General features: G+C 51.4%; 22 protein-coding genes and 1 riboswitch. Of the genes, 7 read left to right on the forward strand and 15 right to left on the reverse strand.

Features of this window, described 5'->3' with window-relative positions:
- Nucleotides 1–95: 95 nt before the first annotated feature.
- Together EHT87_RS25150 and EHT87_RS25155 are read right to left on the reverse strand one after the other, a co-directional pair.
- On the reverse strand, nucleotides 96–1376 hold the full coding sequence (locus EHT87_RS25150) for a hypothetical protein (RefSeq protein WP_124909425.1): 1281 nt from the start codon (nucleotides 1374–1376) through the stop codon (nucleotides 96–98).
- A gap of 30 nt (nucleotides 1377–1406) precedes the next feature.
- Nucleotides 1407–2723 carry a hypothetical protein gene (locus EHT87_RS25155; protein WP_124909426.1) on the reverse strand — a complete coding sequence of 439 codons (1317 nt, stop codon included), beginning with the start codon at nucleotides 2721–2723 and terminating at the stop codon, nucleotides 1407–1409.
- A 457-nt stretch (nucleotides 2724–3180) separates the two neighbouring features.
- On the opposite strand from EHT87_RS25155, the gene EHT87_RS25160 reads away from it, so the two are divergent.
- Entirely contained in the window at nucleotides 3181–3816 is a 636-nt protein-coding gene (locus EHT87_RS25160; protein ID WP_124909427.1) for a hypothetical protein, read from the forward strand.
- A gap of 1 nt (nucleotide 3817) precedes the next feature.
- On the opposite strand, the gene EHT87_RS25165 is transcribed toward EHT87_RS25160, so the two are convergent.
- Nucleotides 3818–4267 carry a hypothetical protein gene (locus tag EHT87_RS25165; protein ID WP_124909428.1) on the reverse strand — a complete coding sequence of 150 codons (450 nt, stop codon included), beginning with the start codon at nucleotides 4265–4267 and terminating at the stop codon, nucleotides 3818–3820.
- 147 nt (nucleotides 4268–4414) lie between these two features.
- A riboswitch (cobalamin riboswitch) is annotated at nucleotides 4415–4617 on the forward strand.
- A 160-nt stretch (nucleotides 4618–4777) separates the two neighbouring features.
- Here EHT87_RS25165 and metE point away from each other — a divergent pair.
- The 3 genes from metE to EHT87_RS25180 all read left to right on the forward strand — a co-directional run bounded on the left by metE (nucleotide 4778) and on the right by EHT87_RS25180 (nucleotide 7931).
- Nucleotides 4778–7105, forward strand: a complete 2328-nt coding sequence (gene metE, locus EHT87_RS25170) for a 5-methyltetrahydropteroyltriglutamate--homocysteine S-methyltransferase (protein ID WP_124909429.1) — start codon at nucleotides 4778–4780, stop codon at nucleotides 7103–7105.
- Nucleotides 7106–7273: 168 nt separating this feature from the next.
- Nucleotides 7274–7519 carry a cysteine-rich CWC family protein gene (locus tag EHT87_RS25175; protein WP_124909430.1) on the forward strand — a complete coding sequence of 82 codons (246 nt, stop codon included), beginning with the start codon at nucleotides 7274–7276 and terminating at the stop codon, nucleotides 7517–7519.
- Nucleotides 7520–7544: 25 nt separating this feature from the next.
- Entirely contained in the window at nucleotides 7545–7931 is a 387-nt protein-coding gene (locus tag EHT87_RS25180) for an acyl-CoA thioesterase (RefSeq protein WP_124909431.1), read from the forward strand.
- A gap of 221 nt (nucleotides 7932–8152) precedes the next feature.
- Here the strand turns inward: EHT87_RS25180 and EHT87_RS25185 are convergent, their stop codons facing one another.
- The 11 genes from EHT87_RS25185 to EHT87_RS25235 form a co-directional block, all read right to left on the reverse strand.
- Nucleotides 8153–10105, reverse strand: coding sequence for a pyrroloquinoline quinone-dependent dehydrogenase (locus EHT87_RS25185; protein ID WP_124909432.1), 1953 nt, complete (start codon nucleotides 10103–10105; stop codon nucleotides 8153–8155).
- A 27-nt stretch (nucleotides 10106–10132) separates the two neighbouring features.
- A complete protein-coding gene (locus EHT87_RS25190) occupies nucleotides 10133–11326 on the reverse strand; it encodes an acyltransferase family protein (protein ID WP_124909433.1) in 1194 nt (397 codons plus the stop codon).
- A 74-nt stretch (nucleotides 11327–11400) separates the two neighbouring features.
- Nucleotides 11401–12588 carry a helix-turn-helix transcriptional regulator gene (locus tag EHT87_RS25195; protein ID WP_124909434.1) on the reverse strand — a complete coding sequence of 396 codons (1188 nt, stop codon included), beginning with the start codon at nucleotides 12586–12588 and terminating at the stop codon, nucleotides 11401–11403.
- 135 nt (nucleotides 12589–12723) lie between these two features.
- Nucleotides 12724–14487 (reverse strand): signal peptide peptidase SppA, encoded by a 1764-nt coding sequence (gene sppA / locus EHT87_RS25200; protein ID WP_124909435.1) that lies wholly within the window; start codon nucleotides 14485–14487, stop codon nucleotides 12724–12726.
- A gap of 223 nt (nucleotides 14488–14710) precedes the next feature.
- Nucleotides 14711–15331 carry an inorganic pyrophosphatase gene (locus EHT87_RS25205; protein WP_124909436.1) on the reverse strand — a complete coding sequence of 207 codons (621 nt, stop codon included), beginning with the start codon at nucleotides 15329–15331 and terminating at the stop codon, nucleotides 14711–14713.
- An 85-nt stretch (nucleotides 15332–15416) separates the two neighbouring features.
- A complete protein-coding gene (locus tag EHT87_RS25210) occupies nucleotides 15417–16391 on the reverse strand; it encodes a glycosyltransferase family 2 protein (RefSeq protein WP_124909437.1) in 975 nt (324 codons plus the stop codon).
- Between the two features lie 106 nt (nucleotides 16392–16497).
- Entirely contained in the window at nucleotides 16498–17196 is a 699-nt protein-coding gene (locus EHT87_RS25215; RefSeq protein ID WP_124909438.1) for a tRNA1(Val) (adenine(37)-N6)-methyltransferase, read from the reverse strand.
- 91 nt (nucleotides 17197–17287) lie between these two features.
- Nucleotides 17288–17920, reverse strand: a complete 633-nt coding sequence (locus EHT87_RS25220) for a ribonuclease H1 domain-containing protein (RefSeq protein ID WP_124909439.1) — start codon at nucleotides 17918–17920, stop codon at nucleotides 17288–17290.
- Nucleotides 17921–18539: 619 nt separating this feature from the next.
- Nucleotides 18540–18731 carry a hypothetical protein gene (locus tag EHT87_RS25225; protein WP_124909440.1) on the reverse strand — a complete coding sequence of 64 codons (192 nt, stop codon included), beginning with the start codon at nucleotides 18729–18731 and terminating at the stop codon, nucleotides 18540–18542.
- Between the two features lie 263 nt (nucleotides 18732–18994).
- A complete protein-coding gene (gene murA, locus EHT87_RS25230; protein WP_124909441.1) occupies nucleotides 18995–20302 on the reverse strand; it encodes a UDP-N-acetylglucosamine 1-carboxyvinyltransferase in 1308 nt (435 codons plus the stop codon).
- A 132-nt stretch (nucleotides 20303–20434) separates the two neighbouring features.
- Nucleotides 20435–21277: a DUF4290 domain-containing protein gene (locus EHT87_RS25235; RefSeq protein ID WP_124909442.1), complete on the reverse strand. Its 843-nt coding sequence runs from the start codon at nucleotides 21275–21277 to the stop codon at nucleotides 20435–20437.
- A gap of 53 nt (nucleotides 21278–21330) precedes the next feature.
- Between EHT87_RS25235 and EHT87_RS25240 the strand changes: the two genes are divergently transcribed.
- Nucleotides 21331–22713, forward strand: a complete 1383-nt coding sequence (locus tag EHT87_RS25240; protein WP_124909443.1) for an MATE family efflux transporter — start codon at nucleotides 21331–21333, stop codon at nucleotides 22711–22713.
- Nucleotides 22714–22725: 12 nt separating this feature from the next.
- Nucleotides 22726–23223, forward strand: a complete 498-nt coding sequence (locus EHT87_RS25245; protein WP_124909444.1) for a DUF1648 domain-containing protein — start codon at nucleotides 22726–22728, stop codon at nucleotides 23221–23223.
- An 8-nt stretch (nucleotides 23224–23231) separates the two neighbouring features.
- Here EHT87_RS25245 and EHT87_RS25250 read toward each other — a convergent pair whose 3' ends face one another.
- Entirely contained in the window at nucleotides 23232–23414 is a 183-nt protein-coding gene (locus tag EHT87_RS25250) for a hypothetical protein (RefSeq protein ID WP_124909446.1), read from the reverse strand.
- Nucleotides 23415–23582: 168 nt separating this feature from the next.
- Here EHT87_RS25250 and EHT87_RS25255 point away from each other — a divergent pair, with 168 nt between their 5' ends.
- Nucleotides 23583–26597 carry an FAD-binding and (Fe-S)-binding domain-containing protein gene (locus EHT87_RS25255; protein ID WP_124909448.1) on the forward strand — a complete coding sequence of 1005 codons (3015 nt, stop codon included), beginning with the start codon at nucleotides 23583–23585 and terminating at the stop codon, nucleotides 26595–26597.
- Nucleotides 26598–26600: the final 3 nt, after the last annotated feature.

Here is a 26600-nt window from a genome sequence, read left to right on the forward strand (position 1 = left end):
TAAGTAAAGTCAAATATAGGGCGTGAAAGAGATTCGCGCAAACACATATCCGCTTCAATCGCCCGATAAAAAAGGTTTTCTGGACCGGAAATCCGCTAAAGCGGTTTAGCCCGGTGAATTTGTCCGGAGTTGGGGGCTTGTTTGAGCTGTTTCCGGGCTTTAATGACCAGATAAAGGAGATAGCTGACAATGAAAACTTCCATGGCATAGTCCAGCGCATAAACCGGATTATTAAAAATTTCGCCCACCGTTCGGTAATACGGTTGACCGATTCGCCACCAGAAGGAAGGATGGACGGCAGCCGCCACGTTGAACAGAACCAGAAAAAGTAAGGCGCTCCGGTTGCGAAAATCAACCATTTGAAACACCAGAGGCAGCATGAACAAATAGGTATAGTTTGCCACGGCGTTTTTTTGAACCACGGTCATGATGCTGAAGGTGGCGATGTAGAACAGCGGAAAATACGTTCGATAATCGTGCTTCCCCCTCAGGCGCAGCATCTGGGCGCCCACCAGCAGGCAGAGTACCAAACCGGCATAATTCCAGACCGATAAGTCGGGATTGATAAAACCGGAGGTCCAGGGATGAAGAACCGAAGCCCAGTTGGGCGATTTCAGGTATTTTCCTTCCTCCAGCGGTTGTTCAATGAAGAGCATACCGGTTTTAATGTACAAGAAAATAAGCACGGGCAGGCCCAACGTTGCCAGACCCGCCATGAACGGAACCAGCCGGCGGCTGAGGAGAAAAAACGGCAGAATGATCAGAATAAAGACGGCTTTGGTCGATAGAATGCCCAGTGCCAGCACCAAACCGCAGAGATACTCATTGCCGTCGCGTTTGAGGAGCACCACGGCCAGCAACGCAAAAATCCAGAGCGCAACATCTTCCTGGCCGCTCAGGATGGACATTACGAAAGGGACAGGAAGCAGCAGGTAAAACAAAACCCGAAACAGCCGTTCGCGACGCGGCATCACATCCTGATACGTCTGGTACGTCAGCCAGACCGCCAGCAGTTCGATGAGCGTCAGAAACAGAACCAGGGAGCGGGTATTGTTCCACAGCATCAGCGGAATGGCCATCCAGAACCCAAAAAAGGGAGAGTACGGATTATTGACGTCACGATACGGAATTTCCAGCGATTTTGCCGATGAGCCAATGCGGTAATAGTAATGGGCGACATCCGATTGTGGCGAGAAGTCGAAGATCAGGTATACGGCAACAAAGGGGATCAACCGAAGGATAATCCAGAAAATCAGCAGCCACGGCACGCTTTTCTGGTCCAGAAACGATTCAATTTGCGAACGTTTGAAGACAGCAACAAGCAAAACAATACTTACCAGAAGGGACGTAATGACCTTCGCGTAAACTATAAACATATTCTGGACGGTGTGGCTATACGACTAACATCACGATACCGGGGAACTGCCCGTTCGCTGAGACGAGGCCGCAAACGATTGGCTCGCGGCCCGGTCCAGCGATCGAAGATGAACAAAGGTACGCCAAACCAATGCCAGCAGCAACCCAACTTCAACCACCTGAATGAGGTAGTCGGCGGTATTGACGCCGGAAGAGAAAACCGTGTGCCAGTCGTCGTAGTTGAGCATGCCCACGTAGATGACCCAGATGATGGGTTCGATCACAATCAGGAAGTTGAGCAGAATGAGCTGGACGTTAAACGAACGGTCTTCGATTTTTACCATCTCGTACAGTACCACAATCATGTACATGAACAGGTAGAAACCGGGTGCGCTGGGTTGCGCCAGCATAAAAATACCGAATGTTAAAACGTAGAGCGAAGGGAAAATCTGCCGATAACCGAGATGCCGGTACCGGATTGCTGCCCAGGAAGACAGGGCCATCGTGATGCAAAGACTGATCGTGTTCAGGCGGGTCAGGCTGATCTGGTTATAGACGCCACTGAGAAACGGTCGGGTAATGCTGACAATATTGGGCGTCATGTTGTAGCCGGAGTGTTGCAGCGGCATCAGGAATGCATCGCCCATCAGCAGATACAGAATGACAATCGACGGAATTCCGACGATCGCCAGCCCCAGCACGTATTTAAACTTGTTATCGACCAGGAAAAACAGCGGCACCAGCAATACGATGATCATGCTTTTGATGACAATCATCGACAGTCCCCAGATGATGCCGATCCACAGACTTCCCTGGGCGCGGCTGGCGTAGGCGAGCGTAATCAGGCCGACGCCCCAGAACCAGATGTCTTCTTCGCTGCTCAGAATCATGGCGACAAACGGCATGGGCAGCAGAAAATACAGAACGGCCATCAGCAGCGCATCCGGCCGGCTGGATTGGTAATACCGCCAGGTGGCCCAGACAATGGCAAACTCGACGATGGCCATGAACGGAATCAGGATTTTGGCATTGTACCAGAGGTAGAGCGGCAGACTGATGAGGTAGCCAAACAGCGGTCCGTGGTACGACAGAAAATCGCGGTAGACCATTTTGCCCGCAAAAGCGGCAATTGCTTTTTTATAAAAAAATTCGGTGTCACTGCGGGGCGCAAAGTCCATGATCAGATAGACGATGATGAACGGAATGACCCGTAACCCGATAAAGGAAACCCAGAGGGTCAGGGCAGGCCGCGGATTTAGGTAGTGCCGGAAAGGAGCGGGAAACCGGATTAGGAGCCAACTGGCCAGCGCGAGTAGCAGTGATACGGCTACTTTGACGACAGAAACCGTATCCTCAAAAAATATCATGTAAATAATGGGTGGTTTTAATTTGGCGTAAAGTTCGGTAATGACGCTGTAGCTGCCAAATAAAAAAAATGATAGTCTGCTATGCGTAAAAATTCTTGGCTAAATTGTCAGATTTGGCGACATTTGCTGTAGAACTACGATCTTGACAGGTGAACACCGCCAAACCGACTTTACAACCGATAGACAAAACGTAAAGTCAGCAAGTGTACCGAAACCGGTTTTTGGCGAATGATTCGTTCACTAATCTACTGATTACTAGCTGATCCCTTCTGTTGAACCGCAGCGTTTATGAGTCTGTTTCCAGTGATTCTGTTTTTCACTACCGACTTTTTTGCGATTCATTTTTTCGAGATTTTGATAAACGGTGCGGTACTTCATGTGGCCGGATAGTAAAGTGCAGTCGTTTTTTTTGATTTAAACGTAATAACAAATTTAAATAGTACCAAAACCTACCAGTATGTTTTATCTTGCTCGTTTAACGAATAATAATAGGGGATACAAAGAACCATCCGGCCCTAATTATAAGTCTGATAATGTCACTTCAAGCAGGACGGCTTTTGAAGCAACTAACGGCTTTGGATTCGAAGAATGGTTTCGGAACGAACGGCATTTGTACGAAGGGTATCAATATGCATACATTGAAGGGTTGGGTCCGGAGCAAAATCTTGAAATTCCCATTCTGTTATATACCCTGCGGTTTGCCGAAAATGGCAAAGGATCGGCCAAAAAAATCGTGGTAGGTGTGCTCCGGGAATGGCAACACATTTCGCAGTGGGATGCTGAATTGCCCGCCGAAGTTGTGGCCGAATGGTATGAGCAAATGAAAGTTGAATTAGGTGATATTCTGGAATCTGCTGCTCCGGAAAAGCGCGCCGTTGCGTTAAAACAGTTACTGTACCACAGTCAATATCCCAACAAGCCGAAGCCCTTATTTAATGTCCGTTATAAACCGGAAAATCTGGACTACCGCGTTTCAAAAATAATCGACGCCGGTTCGTTCGGGAAGAATAATTCATTCGCCATTGAATTAAAAACGGTGGATAGTTACGACGCCAAAACGCAGAAAGTGCTGACCGACTTAGGGTTAGAATAATTTACCAGCATTCCGTTTTCAGTAACTTGTAGTCAAATCCGCTTTCCGGTTCTTTCAGTACCCAGCGCCCCTGTTTTTCAACACGCTCTCCTTCGCGCCAGCTCACGGTGTCGCCGGTGAGCGTGAAGACGATTTCATGCGGTTGCGTAACGCCTTCGCCCGAACGTTGCCAGTCGGCCCGGATTTGATTATTTGTTAAGGTTCCATTAATCAGACCACGCGCCCGGTCTTTCTCATACGGTAAAATGGCCAGTTCGCCGGTAACAACCGGACCGTTGATGACAAGCCGGAGCGTCGTTGTGTCGCGCCCCATCACCTGCCGGAAGCAAACGGTATCCGTAGACGCAAGCGTCGAATCGGAGGCTGTCTCCGTGGTTTCAGACCGGCGGGAACTGTCACCGCAGCTGCTCAATACAAAAATCAGAACGCCAAAAGGCAGGAGGTAACGCATGGGTTTTGCTACGAGAAGATAAGTACCGGTATAACTTCCAAAACCGTACGATAGTTGGCCGATTGGCAATTTTGTAGGCATACCGCTTGAAAAGACGGTTTGGTTTTCCCGTTGTATTGCCGTTAGTTTGTGCCGTTGTTCTTTGTTTTCCGTCAAATAAGCTAATGGTTTCCCCGGGAGATTCGGGGAATGAAAAAGGAATCGTGTGAAAATCACGAGCAGACGTTGCTACTGTCAGTGACCCTAGAAAAGGGTTTGCCCTCGATGTCCATTGTTCCACGGGAGGTGGGATGAGAAGGACGGCAAATACCGTCACAAGCCAGGAGACTTGCCTTAGCCAAATTGATTCAGCCTACACGCTTCTGGGCTTCCATCAGGTATTGACTTCTTCTTATCTTCCTGTCTTTCAAGGGCCGGGTAAGGTGTGTCATTGTGTTGGGTGTTCCGCAGCGTGCGGGTGTAGGGAGTTCGGCAAAGAATTCTGTACCATTATTAACCAACACTCAAAAAATGGTCGCACACAACCTCGGCTATCCACGAATCGGTAGCCACCGCGAACTCAAAAAGGCCAGTGAACAGTACTGGGCCGGAAAAAGTACCCACGACCAGCTGGTCGAAGCCGGTCAGCGCATCCGACGCGACAACTGGCTGACCCAGCAACAGGCCGGAATCACCCTCATTCCGTGCAACGATTTCTCGTTTTACGACCAGATCCTCGATTGGTCGCTGACCGTCGACGCCATTCCGGAGCGGTTTCGGCCCCTTGCCAACCAACCGGGCGTCAACGAACTGGACCTGTATTTTGCGATGGCCCGCGGCTATCAGAAAGACGGCCTGGATCTGATCGCGATGGAAATGACCAAGTGGTTCGATACCAACTACCACTACATCGTTCCGGAATTCAGCAAAAACCAGTCGTTTTCGCTGCGTTCTGAAAAAATCTTTAGTGATTTTGAGGAAGCCAAAACCGTATTGGGCAGTATTCCAAAACCGGTAGTGCCCGGGCCGGTAACGTATCTGTTGCTGGGAAAAGAAAAAGAAGGCGGTTTTCACCGGCTGGATTTACTCGACCGACTGCTGCCGGTTTACGAACAGATTCTCAGTCGTTTGCAGGAACAGGGCGCGGAATGGATTCAGTTCGACGAGCCGGGTCTGGTCCTGAATTCGGACGAACAACAGCGGACGGCTTATGCCAGGGCGTACCGGTTTTTGCGGGAACGCTTCCCGAACCTGAAATTTCTGGTGGCTTCCTATTTTGAATGTTTCGGGGAAAACCTCAGCCTGGCGACGCAATTGCCGGTCGATGCGCTACACATCGATCTGGTTCGCTGCCCGAATCAACTGGACGACCTGCTGAATACCGCTTTTGTTACCAGCCAAACCAGGGTGTCGCTGGGCGTTGTCGATGGCCGCAATATCTGGATCAACGACCTGAACCGTTCGCTGGAGCTGATCCGGAAAGCGACCGACGCGCTGGGTAGCGACCGCGTGCTGGTGGCCCCTTCGTGTTCGTTGTTGCACACCCCCTGCGATCTGGATTCGGAAACGGAAGCGGGCGGAGTAACGCCGGAAATCAAACAATGGCTGGCTTTTGCCAGACAGAAGCTGGATGAAGTGGTTAAACTGGCGACCCTTTCGGCGCAGCCCGACAGCGAACAGACCCAACGCTGGCTGGCCGAAAACGAAGCGGTGTTGGCCGCCCGGCGAAACTCTCCGCTCATCAATCGCCCGGATGTTCAGCAGCGCGTGAGCCGGTTAACCGATCGGGACACGCACCGAGCCAGCGCATTCGGAAAGCGCCAGACGCTTCAGCATCAGCGGTTGAATCTGCCGCTTTTTCCGACGACCACCATTGGTTCTTTCCCGCAAACGGAAGACGTTCGGATCAACCGGGCGAAGTTCAAAAAAGGGGAAAAAACGCGGGAACAGTACGAGGATTTTATTCGGACTGAAACCCAAAAAGCCATTCGCTGGCAGGAAGAAATCGGTCTGGATGTGCTGGTCCACGGCGAATTTGAGCGCAACGACATGGTCGAATACTTTGGCGAACTGCTCGACGGGTTTGCCTTCAGCCAGAACGGCTGGGTACAGAGCTACGGTTCCCGCTGCGTCAAACCGCCCATCATTTATGGCGACGTTCACCGACCCGAAGCCATGACCGTTCGCTGGGCGGAATACGCGCAATCGCTGACCCCAAAACCGGTAAAAGGCATGCTGACCGGACCGGTTACGATTCTGCAATGGTCGTTCGTGCGCGACGATCAACCGCGCCGGGATACCTGCATGCAACTTGCGTTTGCCATTCGGGATGAAGTAGTGGATCTGGAACGTGCTGGTATTCAGCTAATTCAAATCGACGAACCCGCCATTCGGGAAGGCTTGCCGTTGCGCCGGGAAAACTGGGCGGCTTATCTGGATTGGGCGGTCAGGGCGTTCCGCATATCGGCTTCGGGCGTGGGCGACGAAACGCAGATTCACACCCACATGTGTTATTCCGAATTTAACGACATCATCCAGCAAATTGCCGACATGGACGCCGACGTCATTACGATCGAAACGTCACGTTCGCAGATGGAATTGCTGGATGCTTTTGTTCAATTCAATTATCCGAACGAAATTGGCCCCGGCGTTTACGACATCCACAGCCCGCGCGTGCCGACGACGGACGAAATGGTTGCGTTGCTGAACAAAGCCGCCGATGTGTTGCCGGTTCGGAACTTGTGGGTCAATCCCGACTGCGGTTTGAAAACCCGCCGGTGGCCGGAAACCGAACAGGCGCTCAAAAACATGGTGCAGGCGGCCCAAACGGTGCGTAATCTGGTGGTTGAGCATGTATAACCGCGGGTTTTAATTTAAAATGTGAAAGGCTAAAATTACCCTTCAATCCCCTAAGGGTGACTTGGACGCAGATGTCCGGATGCTAAAGTCCCCTTTAGGGGATTAGGGGTAATTCCAGCATTAACATTAAAAAATCTATTTCCTGTATGCTATGGATTGGATAAACCGATGGAAACACCAGCAAACAAACACGAAACCGTCGGTTGCCCGCGCTGCGGAGCGGCTTTTGAATGCAAGGTTGGCAGCATCAATCTCTGCCAGTGCGTTGCGGTTCAACTATCGGACGATCAGCGGAATTACGTCCGTTCCCGGTTTGCCACCTGTTTATGTGCCAATTGTTTGCAGGAAGTCCGGACAGAATACAACAAAAAAGTGCACGAGGAAATGATGGCGAAGTTCCGAAATGCGCATTAAGATTTCGGAATGCAACAACCAGCCTATGACATCCATTGAGGAACGAATAAAACGGGCGGAAACCCGCGTTTTCAAAGCGGTTTTTCCCAATACGACCAACCATTACGACACCCTTTTTGGCGGCACGGCCATGCAGATGATGGACGAAATTGCGTTCATCACCGCCACCCGGTTTACGCGCAAACGCGTCGTGACGGTTTCGTCGGACAAAATCAACTTTAATAAGCCCATTCCGGCCGGAACCATTGTCGAATTAATCGGTACGGTGGCGCATCTGGGCCATACCAGCCTGCGGATCGACGTCGAAATTTACGTTGAAGAAATGTACCGTGATCACCGGGAACGGGCGGTTCACGGCTCGTTTACGTTCGTGGCCATCGATGAACACAAAAATCCGATCAAAATTCTCTGACTTAAAACAGAACACCCGGCCATTCCGAGCGATTCGGAACGACCGGGCGGTGTTCAGCAGAACCTCATGACGCGAGCCGGTAACATCAGCGGTTCCCCTGGCGCTTCGTTATCATAGGTAGGTCGAGCCAAAGGCTTCTGTGTCAGATATACGAACCAGAAGCTCAAATGGTTGCGTGGGTATGAAAAAAAGATTTTAAAGCAGCCATCGGGCGGTATTTTTCAGGGCAATTGATAGGCTACCACGTAATCGCCCAGCTTCGTTCCCAGTTTTCCGTGACCTCCGGCGGCAATGACAACGTATTGTTTGCCGTTGAGCTGATACGTCATCGGCGTGGCCAGCCCGCCAGCCGGTAACGGAGCCTCCCATTGCAGACTTCCGTCGCTGGTTTTGAACGCCCGCAGGTGACCGTCCAGCGAAGCCGCGATGAAAACCAGGCCACCCGCCGTGGCAATGGCCCCGCCGAAATTGATCGAACCCCATTGTTTTGCTTCGGGGTATTTGGCGGGATCGAGCATATAACCCAGCGGGACTTCCCATTCCAGCGACCCTTTTTTGAGATTGATTGCCGCCAGCGTTCCCCAGGGCGGAGCGGTTTGCATGGTCAACCCGGTTTCACTTTTACCAAACAGGTAACTGCGTTTCATCACGTAGGGCGTGCCAGCCTGCATACCGGTTTCAGCCCGCATCAATTCCTGATCGTTTTTGACGGACTGCGCCAACTTCGCTCTCGGAAGCAACGTGATGACGGCAGCCAGCCGATTGACGTTGGTGATGAGCAAACCGGATTCGGGGTCATAACACATGCCACTCCAGTTGATTCCGCCCACATTCCCCGGCGCGATGAGTGAACCTTTCAGCGAAGGGGGTGTGAAAGGACCCTCGTAGCGGAGACCAGCAATCCGGCGTTGGGCCGCTTCTTTTTCGTCGGGAGTGAAACCCCATGCGTCCGGTTTTTGCAAACCCAGCAAAGGCAAGGTCGCCGGAAAAGGCTGGGTTGGATGCGCTTCTTCACCGGGAATGTCGGAAGCCGGAACGCGTCGTTCTTCCACGGGCAGCAGGGGCACACCGGTTTCGCGGTGCAGAATAAAAACATGCCCCATCTTGGTGCCTACGGCAACGGCGGGAACCGGTTTGCCATCCTGGATGAACGAAAACAGCAGCGGCTGGGCGGCATTGTCGTAATCCCAGATGTCGTGGTGAACTGTCTGAAAACTCCAGACCACTTTTCCGGTTGAAGCCCGAATGGCAACGATGGAACTGGCGTTGGCGTTTTTGCCCAGCCGCTCACCACCGTAATAATCGGGGCTGGGCGAAGTCGTCGGAATGAACACCAGATCCCGGTCCGGATCCGCCGAAATGATCGACCAGGCGTTGGCCGCGCCGGTTTGCGCGGCACTGGCGCCTTTCCAGGTTTCGAAGCCGGGGTCGGTTTTGGACCGCGGAATGGGGTCCCAGCTCCAGCGTAACTGGCCGGTCACGGCGTCATACGCCCGAACAACGCCCCGCTCGTAATTAAACCGCTGGTTGTCGCCCATCGAGGAACCCACGACAATGGTATTGCCAATGACGGCCGGGGGCGACGTCACGCTGATGTTACCGACGCCCTGCCGCAAATCGATGGTTCCGCCTTTTCCGAAGGTGGAAACGGGTTCGCCGGTGGCGGCATCCAGCGCAATGAGTCGGCCATCGAGCGTAGGGATTAAAATCCGTTTGGCGGCTTTCGGAGCGGTTTTATCATTCGCAGCGGGCCAGACTGAAACGCCCCGCGATGTGATTTCGGATAAGTCCTGTCGTAAATAGACTTCGGGATCGTAAGACCATTTCTTTAAGCCCGTGGCGGCATCGATGGCAAAAACCCGCGACGATGGAGTGCTGAAAAAAAGCGTGCCGTCCACCATGATGGGTGTGGCTTCGAAAGCGGCTTTTTCTTCGGCATACGTGTCTTTGTATTGCTCCAGTTCGCCGGTTCGGAACGTCCAGGCGACGGTCAATTGCTTGACATTTCCGGTATTGATTTGCTTCAAAGGCGAAAACCGCATGCCGCCCGCGTCATTTCCGTAAGCGGGCCACTCAACGGAACCGCCCGTTCTGGCGGGTTGCGTCGGTTGGCCGATCGTGGGAATCGCTGCGTAGAAAAACAGAATGAAGGTAATTAGAACGTTCCATTTCATGGTAGTAAACTAGTGAGGTGGAAAAACTTATTTCAATCCAAAGAGCAATCGGGTTACTTTAAAAGGCCGGATGAGAAACCAGTAGACGGCAACGGAACTGGCTAGGGCTGACAGGCTGATGACTAAAAAACCGTCGTAAATTCCGAACTGGTTGGTTTTCAGGACATAATAGCCAATGGCAATAATCGCCGTCTGGTGCAGAATATAAAACGGGTAAACGGCTTCCGTCAGGTGGGGCAGGATGGGGCGGTTCACGTTTAAATACCGGTAGCCATAAGCAACGGATGCCAATACCGAAAACCAGGTTAGGCAATTGACGTTGAAGCGATACAGAATCGTCCACCGGAGTTGCTCCTCCAGTTCCGGATGGCGATTGAGATAAGCACTGGAACCATACAGGTAGATCGTACAAAGCAGGGTTCCGAACAGGAAAATCCGCCGTTGTCCGGCGAGAATGTCGGCAAATTGAGGCCGACTGACCAGCACGTAACCAAACCAGAAAAGAAGGAGATTAAAGACAAAGTAAGCCCAGTCATTTACCAACGCGTGAGTATCTTCCGGAAAAAACGGTCGTAACAGAAACTGGCTGATAATCAGCAGGCCGGCGAGGCTCATGGCACCACCCGGTTTGACAAAAAGCCGTTCGAGCCGGTCGGTTAATCGCTGACCACCCGGCGATTTTAGGTACCGGAAAAGTGGAATGCTGATCAGGGCGTACAAAAACAGATACAGCACGAACCACAGGTGGTGCCAGCTGAACGCTCCGCCTTTGCCCCCGTCCTGATACGGTTGGAAGCCGAACACGTTGGGGTAAAATTCCGCGTAACTGCCGGAAAACCGGCCCCGAAACAGCCATTCGTAGTAAATCTGGGGCGGCACGATGACGAACATGCCAAACAACAGCGGAATAAAAAGCCGCTTGAAACGCTCACCGGCGTAGTTTGCGTAGGTGCGCCGGCGGAGGGCATAGTAGGTTCCGGCACCGGAGATAAAAAAGAGCAAGGGCATCCGCCAGCGGTGCAGCCAGCGCATGACGTCTTCGAATAACGGACTCGTTTCTTTACTCTGAATGTGAAAACCCCAACTGACGTAAATCATGCCGGTATGGTAAAATACCAGAATCAGAATGGCAAAAACGCGCAGCCAGTCGAGGTCATAGCGTCGCGTAGGGGCAGTTGGTCGTTGAGTCGGGGTCGTTCTGGGGGCGGTAATGGCTTGCATGGCGTTTTTCGTTTGCTGGGACAAAGATGACCGCTAACCGGCCCAAAAACGCCATTTTCCGATCGTCAAGAAGTTCACGCCGACCGGGACGAAGTCGCCGTGGCCCGAAATTGGGCCGGAGTCTGCCCCGTCAGCCGCTTGAAAGCCGTATGAAAAGCCGAGGTCGAATTGTAGCCCACGCGCTCCGCAATTTCGTCGATTTTAAGGTTGGTGGTTCCCGTATCCTGCAACAGCTGCCGGGCTTCACGGACGCGGTAGGTCGCCAGCAGATCGAAAAAGCTTTGCTCCAGCCGGTCGTTGAGCAGTTGGGAAAGGTGATGAGAAGACGTGCCGAGCAGTTGCGCCAGTTTGGGCAGAGAAAGATCGCTTTGGAGATACGGTTTTTCATCTTCCATTAGCCGGGTAAGTTTTTGCAGAACCGCTTCTTCCACTTCTTCCGACAGCGTTGATTTCTCGTATTTTTTGCGGGCTGATGGAGGTTCGGGCTCCGGTTCCGGTTCTTCAACGAAGAAATCGGAACTGCGCATCACCAGAAAACTCGTGGTATAAATCAGCAGGGTGAGGTAACAGGCCAGAATGTAATCGCCCAGATCCTCATAGAATTGGGGTTTGATAAAGATCCCCAGAATGGGAAAAGATAAATTCAGCAGCACCAGGTTTCGGAGTTGGCCCAGGTGGTTGGGGGCTGGTTTCAAAAGCGAAAGCCCCCGTCGGCGAAATGCTTTGCGAATTTCGAGAAAAGACAGAAACGCATAGATCGCGCAACTCAGCAGCGTTATTTCACTGACGTAATCCCGCAGGTTCGTAAAATCTTCCGGCAGGTATTCGTCACTTTCTATATAAGATAGTTCGGGGTGATACGAATGAAGGTAAGAGTTGTATTTGAACTCGATGGGTTGATAGAACCAGGTGATGGAGTTGAGGGTCCAGATAACCGTAGGTATCAGGTGCCACAGCCAGCGCCTGGGCAGCCGTTTGTGGAGCCGGGCGTAGAAAAAGAAAAAATACAGCGGGCCTAGTGTAAAATTGACGGGCTCTGAAAAGTCGATCAGCCAGAGCACCTGAAACATGTAATTGGTGTAGCACAGGAAAATTTCGGCAATGATGGCCGCCAGACCCAGCATAAACCAGCCGATGCACCGGTTTGAAACGACCCGCCCCCGTTCGCCCGTCAAAAAAAAGATGCCGAGAAATAGTCCCTGAGCAACGCCCAGCAAAATAATCAGAGCAAACAAATCGAGGTGAACCGGCAGTGTCTTCATAGGCGCAGCAATGCGACTGTAAGATACAAAAAAGTAAGACCCGCACGGTTTCGAAAACCGTGCGGGTCACGTACCCACGGACTTTAGTCCGTGAATAGTATATATACAACGCTCACGGACTTTAGTCCGTGGGTACTATTTAATATCCAGTCCAAACGGCATCCGGGCCTGAACCCCTTCCATCCGCTTCAACGATTTAAGGTATTTGACATACGGCGCCAGTTCGCCCAGGTTGGCCTGTAGGCGTTCTTCTTCGTCGCCGGTGAATGATTTGAACAGTTGCTCAAATGCATTCTTCTTTTCGGGCGTATAGCGGACGCGGTAATCGCCTTCCTGCAGCTTGGCGGCTTTTGCGGCCAGTTTAATGGCGGTATCCAAACCGCCCAGTTCATCGACCAGTCCGTTCGCTTTGGCCTGAACGCCCGACCAAACGCGCCCCGAAGCCAGTGCTTTCAGGCTATCGACCGGAATTTTGCGGCCTTGTGCGGCTTTGCTCGTAAAAATCTCGTAGCCCCGGTTGACGCTTTGTTGCAGCACATTTTTCTCAAACGGGCTCATTTCACGGGTAAACGACGGGAAATCGGAATACGTGTTGGTAACGACCCGGTCGTAGGTAATGCCTAATTTGTCTTTGAAGAAGCCTTCGGTATTGAAGAGCATCCCGAAAATACCGATCGAGCCGGTGATGGTATTGGGTTCGGCCACGATTTGCCGGGCACCCATCGCCAGGTAATAACCACCCGATGCCGCATAATCGGACATGGAGGCAATGACGGGTTTAACTTTGTTGGCCAGTACCACTTCACGCCACATTACATCCGACGCCAGGGCGCTGCCCCCCGGCGAATTGACCCGGATCACGATGGCTTTTACTTTTTCGTCCAGACGGGCCTTGCGGATCTGCTCGGCCACGCGATCGGACGCGATGTTGTCGTCGTCTTTGCCGCTGACAATCTCCCCATCCGTTACGATGACGGCAATGCGGTTTTTGATATTTCCTTCTTCGGTGTATTTCTTGGCGTTTTCGTACTTGCCGAGCGTGATGAAGTCGATTTTCTTCTTTTCATCGATTTTCAACGACTTCCGCATGTCGGTTTCCACCTCGTCATAATATGCCACTTTCGTAACCAGTTTAGCCCGAAGAGCGTCACCAGCGGTTTGGATAGACAGGTCGTCGGCCAGTTTTTTCAGTTCCGGAACCTGCAAACCCCGGCTTTGGGCCACACTGACCAGAAAGTGATTGTTGATGGAATTCAGGAAAGAAGTGGTTTGCTTTTTGTTGGCCTCGCTCATATCCTCCCGGATGAACGGTTCAACCGCACTCTTGAATTCGCCAACCCGGAAAATCAATGGTTCAATTTTCAGTTTGTCGAACGTGCCTTTAAAGAACGTGTACTCGGCATCGAGACCGTTCCACTCCAGGGCTCCGGCGGGATTCAGGTAAATATTGTCGGCAACGGACGCAATGTAATAGCCTTTTTCGGTCATCACTTCGCCGTAAGCCACTACGAATTTTTTCGATTTCTTGAAGTCGATCAGCGCATTCCGGATTTCTTCGAGCGAGGCCCAGCCGGTTTGCGGATATTCCGTCTGAACATAAACGCCTTTGATGTTCGGATCGAGTTTGGCATTGGCCAACGCCTGTTTCAGATCAATCAGGCCAATAACGTCGCCCGACGAATTGAGGGGACCAAATCCGGCGAACGGGTTTTCGACGCCAATTTCACGAATGGGACTGTTCAGGTTAAGTTTCAAAACCGAATTTTCCTTAACGGCCACTTCATCACCGGATGCCGCCGAAAGGACCGAACCAACGGCCAGCAACATCAGGAAAGCCACGAAGGAAAAGAGCATTAAGCCAACGATGGTTGCAAAAACGTACTTAAAAAACTGACGCATATTTTCTATCGACGAATAACGGTTTACTGAGTTATGAATTTAAGATAGGTGAAAGATATTGATTTCAAACCCGGTTAGTTAACAAAAATAAAAAGGAGACGGCTCCCCATCTCCTTACTTTATGTTGAATGTAGATATTTGAGGAGGAAAGGAAAAAAGAGCGGAAGGGAGGAAAGCTCCAAAAAATAGCCCTCATTTTCCGGTCTCTTTTTTCCGGTTTTCCTTACCGGGCCTGATTACGGATCAGCAGCCAATAATCTTCAATGGACCGGCGAATGACTTCGTGAGCTTCCTGCCGACCATAGACGTTGACAATTTCACAGGTCATCGGTTCGCCGGGTAAGTTCTTGTACGTCAGAAAGTAATGCTTCAGTCGTTGCACGACGCTGTCGGGGAGCTGGCTTAGATCTTCGTAGCCTTTATACATTCCATCGCCTTTCAGAATGGCAATGATTTTATCGTCGGCTTCTCCTTTATCCAGCAACCGGAAGCCGCCGATGGGAATGGCTTGCAGAATGATGTTTCCGTGCGTAATGGCGTGCTCACTCAGCACGCAGATGTCGATCGGGTCACCGTCGCCTTTTTCAATTTCGCGTCCTGAGCGTTCGCGGGCCAGCGAAGCCACCTGTTCGTCGCAATACGTCATCGGAATGAATCCGTATAAGGCCGGAACGATGTTGGAATATTTCTGCGGCCGGTCGATTTTCAAATACCCCGTTTCTTTATCAACTTCATACTTCACCGTATCGGTCGGTACAATTTCGATGAAAGCCGTTACTTGTTCCGGTGCGTTTTCACCGATTGGGATCCCATGCCAGGGATGTGCTTTAAATTGGTTGTTCATGTTTTATAGTCGAGTAACTAAATGCGGTTGGGTGGTTAAATGGCTGGATGGTTAAAAATGGTTGAATGGCTATTTAATCATCTTTTCAATTCAACCCGCCAGTTTTTTCAGCAATTAAATAATCACCGGTTTTGGTAGTGGACTGCCGTACCAGCATTTCCCCCAAAAAACCCGCCAAAAATAACTGAACGCCCAGAATAATTGCCACTAAGGCCAGAAAAAACAGCGGATTGTCCGTGACGTTGCGATACTTCAAATGCTTCGCAATATTGTACAGTTTTTCGCCGATGAGGTAGATGGTAATAAGTGTTCCGACAAAAAACGAAAGCGATCCGAAGGTGCCAAAAAAGTGCATGGGCCGCCGACTGAATTTTTGTACAAACGCAATCACCAGCAAATCCAGGAAGCCGTTGATGAACCGATCGAGCCCGAATTTGGTGGTTCCGTATTTGCGGGCCTGGTGTTGCACGACCTTCTCGCCAATTTTTGAAAAACCGTTCCATTTGGCCACAATTGGCAGATTTCGGTGCATCTCGCCGTACAAATTCATGGATTTGACAACGGCCTGACGGTAAGCTTTGATACCGGAATTGAAATCATGCAGGTGGACGCCGGAAACCCAGCGGGATACGGCATTGAAAAATTTGGTCGGTATGGTTTTGGTCAACGGGTCGTAGCGCTTCTGTTTCCAGCCCGAAACCAGGTCGTACCCTTCGACGGTAATCATGCGGTATAATTCCGGGATTTCGTCGGGACTATCCTGCAAATCGGCGTCCAGCGTAATGACAACCTGACCCCGCGAAGCCTGGAACCCGGTTTGGAGGGCCGCTGTTTTGCCATAATTGCGCGTAAACCGGATCCCCCGAACGTTCGGATTGCGTTCCGAAAGCCGGGAAATGACCTCCCAGGAGCGGTCGGTACTGCCGTCATCGATAAACAGGATTTCGTATAAATACCCTTGTTCCGTCATCACCCGCACAATCCAGTCGTGCAGTTCGGGTAACGACTCATCTTCGTTGTAAAGCGGAATAACGACGGAAAGTTGGAGTTTATCAGTCATAAAATACATTCTAAACCCGGGAGAGCTGGTAATGGATCGATTCGTTATGGATGGAAACCAACCACGCCCGCTGTTTAGTATCGATGCTTCAAAGGTCGGAAGGATTTTAGAAATTCAGATAAAAAGGTTGTAATAAGTGATGGAATGATTCGGTATACGTTTTTCCGTCGGCTTCAAAAATGGCCAGTTCGTCGGTTTCCGGGTTAGCCGGAGCATCGAAAACAAAACCCACAATGGTCCGAAAAACCGGTTTCAAGGCATGATGCCGAAGATTCAGTTGTCGGAAAGGCCGCAAACCGGCTTGTTCGGCCACGATACTTAATCGGTTCATTTCGAAAGGCGGCAGCAAAACCCAGAACTGCCCATCCGGGTTTAACAAGCGGACTACACTGGCAATCAACTCTTCAAAAGGCAGTTCGTCGTTGTGCAAAGCCCGGTTGACGGCTTGGTTGGGTGACCGCAAATGGTTGGTGTAAAAAGGCGGATTGGAGACAATTCGGGTATAGGGTTCGGCGGAAAAGGTTTGAATACGCCCTTTGATTACCCTCACCCGCTCGGAGTAGGGGCTGTTAGTCACATTTTCAATCGCCTGTAAAACGGCCTCTTCGTCAGTTTCGACGGCGTCGATCCGGGCGGTCGGATTTCGTTGGGCTGCCATCAGCGTCAGCAAGCCCGTTCCCGTTCCAATATCGAGCAATCGCCCCGCGAGTCCCAGGTCGGCATAAGCCCCCAGCACGCACGAATCCGTGCAGACTTTCATGGCGGTCCGGTTCTGGTGGATGGTAAATTGTTTAAAGCGAAACAAGGTCAGTGAAGAGTGAAAAGTTAAAAATTAAAAGTAGTGAACGCGCCCGTCTGTCGTGTTAGTAGCCTATTTCTAACTTTTCAAATTTAATTTATTTTCGGCCAAAGTCGGCGGGGTTTTCGCCCCAGTACTCGGTTTCCCATTTCAGGATTCGGTTCAAAAATACATTGGCTTTCAGCCAGTTTTCGGCCCGGTCGATCAGTTCGAACAGGTGAGCATTCCGGGGTGTTTCCGCCAGTTTTGTATTGGCTTTCTTCTTTAACACCCAGCTTATGGCCGTCCGCGAGTCGGAGTAAATGGGCAGATTGCTGTCGCGTTGTTTTAGCCACGCCAGAGCGTGAACAATGGCCAGAAACTCCCCGATGTTGTTGGTGCCATCGGGATGCGGGCCCTGGTGGAAAAGCAATTGTTTCGTCGTGGTATGGACGCCCTGGTATTCCATGTCGCCCGTTGCCGTGTTCCAGGCGGCATCCACGGAAATACTATCCGCGATGGGTTTACCCACAAAAAGTTTCTCGGCTTTGCCGTCGGTGCCCGGCCCTTTGCCCTGCAAATGCACATGCGGTTTTTCGCCCAATGCTTTTTCAGCTACCGTACGGCTTTCGAAGGATTTGTACAGCGCACCGGGAAAATTCTGGATCTGTTCCTGACAAGCGTCCCAGGTGTCGTATACTCCTTTCTGTCGCCCTTTCCAGACAACGTAGTATTTGGGCGATTTCGCCATTTTGAGTCGTATCAATAAAGCAACAAAGATACGAATTAGGCCGCATGTGCGCTAAAGGCATTTTCGTTGCCCGGAAAAGCAACCGGATTAATGCCTTAATGTTCAGGATTGAGACCTACCTATCGAATGATTTTGGGGCCATTGAGTAAGAAAATTGGATTTTTCTGTACGGTGACGCAACTAAAATTGTCTATAGGTCGTAAGTACCACAATTTTGTAAGCTATCAAGTCCACACATCACCCGTAACTATTGATGATAATCTTGGTTTATTCACTACTTAGTTTATTTGTTGTTTATGGCATTCTACTGCTTGGAATCGTTTTTAAGACGCAAAAAGTCTGCGAATGCAGCCATTGTCGGACAGCCATGCATCTGGAAAGAACGAACCGACCACTATACGTTAGACGACTTTATGATTACCTTCCCCTCAAGTATTTTCGTTGCCGACGCTGTCATCGTACCTTCTATCTGCACAAAAATACCCCGGATTCGGAACCGGAGAGTATGAAGGAAACGACTCCCAAGCCCAAAACTTCCTATACCTGAAAAGCATACTCCCGTGATCTGCCGCCCGAAACTGGCGGCAGATTAGTAAACCGTTTTTTCGATCATTCGATTTTACAGGGTCGGATTTTCCTGTAGTTGCCCGCGGATAAGGCGCAGTTTCCGGTTTAAATCCCGAAGTTCACTCTGGTATTTCTGGTAGGTGGCCGGATCGTTGCTTTTGAGCGTGTCGTTGTGGCTGTAGTGGAGTAACAAGGCATTCCGGCGGGCGCTCAGCCGCTGGTAAAGTTCGCTGGTAAGGTTCATTGGTCTGTTGTTCTTAGGAATACTAATCAAGGATCTGCCGCGCATCCTTTGTAAACTACAACGTTCGTTTCGTGCCAAATAGCTTACCGTTCATCAGAAAAATTTTACGTTTATCATATACTCGTTCGCTAATAGGATTATATAAATAAAGAATAAAAGGCATCCTATTGGGGTTATCCGTGTTAAAAAGCAAGTTGATGTACTAAATAAAAAAAGCCGCTCGCATGGCGAACGGCTTCCTGCAACCTTCTGGCGTATCGTGCTTATAACCGCTCAATCTTTGCGCCAATGGCATTGAGACGTCCGTCGATGTTCTGATACCCCCGATCAATTTGCTCGATATTGTCGATGATGCTCTCTCCTCTGGCCGAAAGGGCGGCAATCAACAGGGCAACGCCGGCACGTATATCGGGTGACGACATCCGGATTCCCTTCAGTTGCTGCTGGCGGTTGAGGCCAATAACCGTAGCCCGGTGCGGATCACAGAGGATCATTTGGGCCCCCATTTCGATCAGTTTATCGACAAAAAATAACCGGCTTTCAAACATTTTCTGGTGCACGAGCAAGGTTCCCTGCGCCTGAATGGCCGTTACGAGCACAATACTGAGCAAATCCGGCGTAAAACCCGGCCAGGGTGCATCGGAAACCGTCATCATACCGCCATCCAGAAAACTCTCGATCTGGTAATGCTCCTGAGCGGGTACGAAAATGTCATCGCCCCGAAAGTCCATTTTGATGCCCAGCCGTTTGAATACGTCCGGAATGATGCCCAACTGCGGTATCTGGCAATTTTTAATGGTAATTTCTGACTGCGTCATGGCGGCCAGACCAATGAACGAACCGATCTCGATCATGTCGGGCAACATCGTATGATCGGTTCCACCCAGTTTGTCCACGCCTTCGATGGTCAGCAAATTGGAGGAAATACCGCTGATTTTAGCGCCCATACGGTTCAGCATGGAACAAAGTTGCTGTAAATAGGGCTCACAGGCGGCATTGTAGATGGTGGTGGTTCCTTCGGCCAAAACGGCGGCCATCACCACATTCGCGGTGCCGGTTACCGATGCCTCGTCCAATAGCATGTACGTGCCTTTCAAGTGACTCGCATCGACATTGAACATTCCGCTTTCTTCAGAATCGAAATTGAACTTCGCGCCCAGTTTTTCAAAACCCAGAAAGTGGGTGTCCAGCCGCCGACGGCCAATCTTGTCGCCACCCGGCCGTGGAATCCGGCCCGTTTTGAAGCGACCCAGCATGGGACCCAGCAACATGACCGATCCGCGCAAAGCCGATGCTTTTTCACGGTAGTTGGCCGTGTCCAATACGGAAACATCAACCTGATCAGCCTGAAAACGGTAGGAGGAGTTGGACAATTGTTCGACCTGAACGCCCAGATCGCCCAGTAATTCAATCAGTTTATTGACGTCGCGAATGTCAGGAATATTATGAATAGTGACCGGCTTGTCTGTCAGCAAAACCGCACAAAGAATCTGAAGCGCTTCATTTTTAGCGCCCTGCGGGCTGATTTCACCTTTTAAATGCTGATCACCGGCAATTCGGAAAGATGCCATAAATTAAGTTAAAAGTTAAGAGTTAAAAATTAAAAGTTAGAATCAAAAGTAAATGGCACTGCTAACCGAGTCTATAACGGTGCCGTCATAACTTTTAATTTTTAACTCTTAACTTTTAACTCCCTGGAATGGTTAGCGTCTTTTGCGGTTATTGGGATTATTACCCCCTCTGAAGCGGTCGTTGCGGTGTCCGCCCTCGCGGTTGTCGCGACCACCGGCGCCACCCTCACGATTTCCGCGTGGTCCCTGATTGGGGTAAAAATTAGGATTCTGGCGGTTCCCGGACGTTTCGTTCCGGTTGTATGGCTGAACGGGTCCGTCATTCCGGCTATACGACGGGCCACCGGGGTTGCGCCGGGGCGGTTGGTCGCCCGTCCGTTCGCGCGGGGTAGCATCGACAAAACCGTTGGTCCGGATCGACATAATATCGGCGTGGAGTTTGCCGTTGGCCATTTCGTCCAGGTTCGTCAGAATGGTTTCGTCTTCGACGGCCTCTTTATTCCAGGTCGAATAGAACGTTTTCATCAGCCGGGCCATGTAGGACACGAACGCCAGACGTTCTTCGGTATCTTCCAGCGAAATAGCTTTGGCAATCAGCAAGTTAATGTTCTGGCCATAATGTTTGTAACGCAAACCGTGGGTATTATACGGAACGGGTTGCGGTTTTTTGCCCAGCACATCGGCCGTGGGGGGCGGGTAGGGGCTGTCCACATCCAGCTTAAAGCCCGACATGATGTAGAGGTCGTCCCACAATTTATTGTAATAGTCCTGATTATCCCGCATGTTGGGATGGATCTGCCGCATCAGCTCTACCAGGATGTGCGCGTAGCGGGTGCGCTTTTCGCGGTCTTCGATAGTCTGTAGATGTTCGACTAATTTTTGGATATTGCTGCCGTACTCTTTCAATCGATTTGGGCGTCTATAAGTATGTTTTGACAAAAGTAAGAAAAAAAGTCTTGCCCTTTCATTAATCATTTATTGACTGGGCCGGATCGGAACGGGGAGTAAAAAGTTGCTGTTAAAAAAGGATGAAGCAGTGGTACCGAATTTATAAACCGGAACTGGGGGAGACCCTCCGGCTGAGTATTCCGATTGTGATTGCCCAGTTAGGGGTTGTGTTGATGGGGGTTACCGACAATTTGTTTGTGGGGCGGTTGCTGGGTGCCGTGCCGCTGGCCGGTGCCGGATTGTCGGTATCGCTGGCCTTTCTGGTGTCGAGCATTGGCGTTGGCGGTTTAGCGGTAACAGCCGCGCTCGTGTCCCAGGCCCGCGGACGACGGGATGCCGCCGAAATCAATCAGTTGTTTCGGGCGGGTTTGCAGGTTGCCCTGTTGTTGGGTCTGGTACTGGGGTTGGTTGGGGCCGGATTTGCCTATTTTTTCGATCTTTTCGGCCAGGTTCCGGAAGTGACGCAGATTGGCCGGAATTTCATGCTCATCCTCAGTTTGTCGAACCTGCCGCTCTTTCTGTTTATTGCGGCCCGGCAGTTGTGCGACGGACTTTCGTATCCGCGGGTGGCGATGTCAATCACCTTGTCGGCCCTGGTTCTCAATGCCTTATTTAATTATTTACTGATTACCGGAGCCGGGCCTTTTCCCGAAATGGGCGTTTATGGTTCGGCCCTGGCAACGCTGCTGTCACGGGGCTTCATGGCGGCTGCCATTATTTTGTATATTCGCCGTTCGCCTAAATTCCAGCCCTACTTTCAGCCGGCATTCCGTCTGTTGCGAGTGCGCAATCAGGTCGTTCGAATTCTGAAAGTAGGATTGCCGGGCGGTTTTACTTTCTTCTTTGAAGTCGCAACGTTTTCGCTGGCGGCCATGATGGCCGGGTGGCTCGGGGCCGACCAACTGGCGGCTCACCAGATTGCTATCAATATGGCTTCCACGACCTACATGATGGCAACCGGTATTTCGGCTGCGGGAGCCATCCGGGTCGGCAATGCGCTGGGGAGATCCAGCCAAACGGCGGTGCGTCGGGCGGGTGTGGCGGCTTTGTGGCTTGTCACGGCATTCATGGGGCTGGCCGCCGTCATTTTTCTGACGGCCAACGACTGGTTGGTAAGCTGGTATATCCGGGATAATCCGGAAGTGGCCGCCCTTGCAGCATCACTGGTCATCATGGGCGGTTTCTTTCAGTTGTCCGATGGTGTTCAGGTGGTCGGAATTGGGGTTTTACGCGGGCTGTCCGACGTTAACGTGCCAACCGTAATTACTTTATTTGCCTACTGGATCGTGGGATTACCGATGAGTTATATACTCGGTTTCTGGCTGCATCTGAATGTCGCCGGTATCTGGATCGGTCTGCTGGCGGGCCTGACCATGGCCGCCATTCTGTTACCAATCCGGTTTTTCCAGCTGCTGCGGAAGTTAAAACCGGACGCGATTGAAGAAACGATCTACCACCCCTGATTGAAAAACAACATGAAATCCCTTTTATCCAACACGGTTCCGCCCGTAGAACGTCTGCTGAACGGACTTACCTTGCTGTTGCTGGTTGGGCAGGTTGCCCTGATCATCGGGTATTATGCCCAGTTGCCTGAAACGATCCCGGTTCATTTTGGGCTGGAAGGAAAACCGGATCGCTGGGGTGGAAGGGGTAATTTAGTGGTCGTTCCGATTATTTCCGCTTTTATAGGCAGTCTATTTTGGGGTGTCCGCCAGATACCGGCCGATTTTTATAACCTGCCTACAGCGCTCACGCCCGAAAACCGGGAGCGCCAGGTCCGCAATACGCACGAAATGCTGGCTATGCTGACGTTGGTAACCATGATTTTTATGGTCTGGACGCTTTGGGACTGGGCCCGTTCTGCTGCCAATGCCGAGCTGGTCAGGAGCAAAATAGCGCCGATCATTTTTATGGGAGTGTCCATGCTGGCGACAACCGTTTACTACGTCCGACGGGCCTACGTCCTGAGGTGATCGGTTGCCTACGTCACATCTTTCGTACTGCGGATCAGGCTAATACCGGAAAAAAAGAAAATACCGCCCATGATGAGGTAAATCCAGGACGCCCGCGCAACGCCACCGCTGGTGAGATCCATTCCGCCATAAATCAGTCCGACCAGACCGGCTAAGGTTAACAGTATTCCGAAAATGCTTTTGACGCTCATAGCTGTTCAAGAAAGTGGTTTGTAGGCTATAAACTGTTTAGAATGAAAATTGTCTGCGAATGAATGGAGTATCTTTTCCCGACCCGGCTAAACTGCGGTTCCCCTTTTGTTTTTTTTCGGTAAATTCGTTCCTAATTTCGCCGGTTTCCAGATCGGATATATCCTTTTATGTTTAAAATTCCTGCCCCCACTTTCTCTTCGCTCGCCCAATCGTTCGATGGCGAACTCTACCACAACGACTCCCCCGAACACGAAGCCATGCGATTGCTGTATGCCACGGATGCGTCGGTGTATCAGGAAAAACCGCTGGCCGTTGCCCTGCCCAAAACGGTGGAAGACATCAAACGGCTGGTGCGGTTTGCCCGGCAAAACCAGACGTCGCTGATTCCCCGAGCCGCCGGAACGTCGCTGGCCGGGCAGGTCGTTGGGGCGGGTATCGTGGCCGATTGTTCCAAATACTTTTCGGGTATTCTGGAAATTAATCCCGAAGAAAGTTGGGTTCGGGTTCAGCCGGGAGTGATCCGCGATGATCTAAACGCCGTTTTAAAACCGCACGGTCTGATGTTCGGGCCAGAAACGTCGACGGCCAGCCGGGCCATGGTCGGCGGCATGATCGGCAACAATTCCTGCGGTTTGCATTCGATTGTCTGGGGCAGCACGCGCCATCATCTGCTGGAAGTCAAAGCCGTCCTGAGCGATGGCGCTGAGGTGACGTTCCGGAGTTTGAGCCGCGAAGAATTTGACGGCAAATGCCGGGGTGTTCAGGTCGTTAGCCCGCTGGAGCAGCGGTTATACCAACAGATCCGGGATCTGCTCAATGGGCCGAACAATCAGAAACAGATTCGGGAAGGGTTTCCCAAGCCGACGATTACCCGCCGGAATACGGGCTACGCGCTCGATGAATTGCTGCCCTTTTTTGAGCCACTGACAGCGGATTGGGATGGCAAATCCCAACCCGACCCGCAATTCAATTTCTGCAAACTCATTGCCGGTTCGGAAGGAACCCTTTGTTTTATTACCGAAGCCAAACTGAATTTGCTGCCACTGCCGCCCACAAAAAGCGCCCTGGTTTGCGCCCATTTTGCCACCATCCGGCAGTCGCTGGAAGCGAATCTGGTGGCGCTGGAACACGGTTGCTCGGCGTCTGAACTGGTCGACGATTACATTCTGCAATTGACCAAAGGAAATATCGAGCAGGCTAAAAACCGGGATTTTGTCGAGGGCGATCCCAAGGCCGTGTTGATGGTGGAGTTTTTCGATGACACCGTTGAGGCCGTGACCCGGAAAGCCAACCGACTTATTACCGCCTTGAAAGAGAAGGCGTTGGGGTATGCCTTCCCGGTTTTGTTTGATCAGGAAGCCGTCAAAGCCTGGAGTTTGCGCAAGGCCGGATTGAGCATCATGTACAATATTCCGGGCGATCATAAACCGGCCAATGTCATCGAAGACTGTGCCGTCGATGTCCGCGACCTGCCGGATTATATCGATGAACTGGATCAGATGGCGGCCGAAAAACACGGTCTGACGCTGGAGTATTCGGCCCATGCCGGAGCGGGTGAGTTGCACGTTTTGCCGTTGATCAATCTTAAATCGAACGAGGGACGGCAGCAGTTTCGGGCCTTACTGGCGGATACGGCCGCTTTGGTGAAAAAATACGGCGGTTCACTCTCGGGCGAACACGGCGACGGGCGGCTGCGGGGCGAATTTATTCCGTTCATGATTGGTGACGCTAATTTCCAGCTCGTTCAGGCCATCAAACGGGCGTGGGATCCACAGCGTATTTTTAATCCGGGGAAGATTGTCGATACACCGCCGATGAACGAGTTTCTGCGGTATCAACCGGATCAGAAAAACAGGCCGATCGACACGATTTTTGATTTTTCGGCGGAAGACGGTATTCTGAATCTGGCCGAGAAATGTAGCGGTTCGGGCGATTGCCGCAAAACCGCCGTGACCGGCGGAACCATGTGTCCCAGTTACATGGCAACCCGGCGCGAGCGCGACACCACCCGGGCGCGGGCCAATATTCTCCGCCAGTTTCTGACTGAGTCCGACAAGCCCAATCATTTCGACCACGAAGAAATCAAGGAAGTAATGGATTTGTGCTTATCCTGCAAAGGCTGCAAGTCCGAATGTCCGTCGAGTGTCGATATCAGCCGGATGAAAGCGGAGTTTTTACAGCATTATTACGACGCCAATGGAACGCCTTTGCGCTCGCAAATGATCGGTAACTTTACCAAGCTGATGTCGCTGGCAAGTCTGGCCCCCTGGGCTTATAACGCCATTTATGACACGCCTGTGCTCCGCCGGATGGCCAACCGGATGGCCGGTTTTCACCCGGATCGAACCATGCCGGAGTTGGGAAAGACGACGTTGCGGGCGTGGGCCAAGGGGCGAAAGCAAAAGGCTGATGACAAGGTCTCTTCTGCCTCTTATTCAGCGGGTTCTGCTACGCGGAAAGTGTACCTTTTCTGCGATGAATTCACGAATTACAATGACGTTGCAGTTGGGATAAAAGCCGTACAACTGCTCGAACGGCTGGGTTATGACGTGGTGATTCCCGATCACCTGGAAAGTGGACGAACGTATCTGTCGAAAGGCCTGGTGCGGGATGCGCAGAAGATTGCCCGTGAGAACGTTACGCGTCTGAAGGATTTGATTACGGCTGAAACCCCGTTGATTGGCATCGAACCTTCCGCCATTTTAGGCTTTCGGGACGAATATATCGATCTGGTACCGCAAGAATTGAAAGCCGCAGCACAGCAACTGGCCAAGAATGCCCTGCTGGTCGATGAGTTCATTGCGCAGGAAATCGATAACGGGCGGATTTCCAAAACCGCCTTTACATCCGAAAAACGACTGATCAAACTTCACGGCCATTGTCATCAGAAAGCGCTGGCTTCGCAGGTGCCTACGAAAAAGATGCTGTCGTTACCCGAAAATTACGAAGTGCAGCTGATTCCGTCGGGTTGCTGCGGCATGGCGGGTTCGTTCGGGTACGAAAAAGAACATTATGAGGTGTCGATGCAGGTTGGCGAGCTGGTGTTGTTTCCGACGGTTCGGCAGCAACCGGTGGAGGTTCTAATTGCCGCTCCCGGTACGAGTTGCCGACACCAGATCAAAGATGGCACGGGTCGTATCGCCCAACATCCGGCGGAAATTCTGTTTGATGCCCTGAACTAATCC

This window comes from Larkinella knui (assembly GCF_003858645.1).
Classification (GTDB): domain Bacteria; phylum Bacteroidota; class Bacteroidia; order Cytophagales; family Spirosomataceae; genus Larkinella; species Larkinella knui.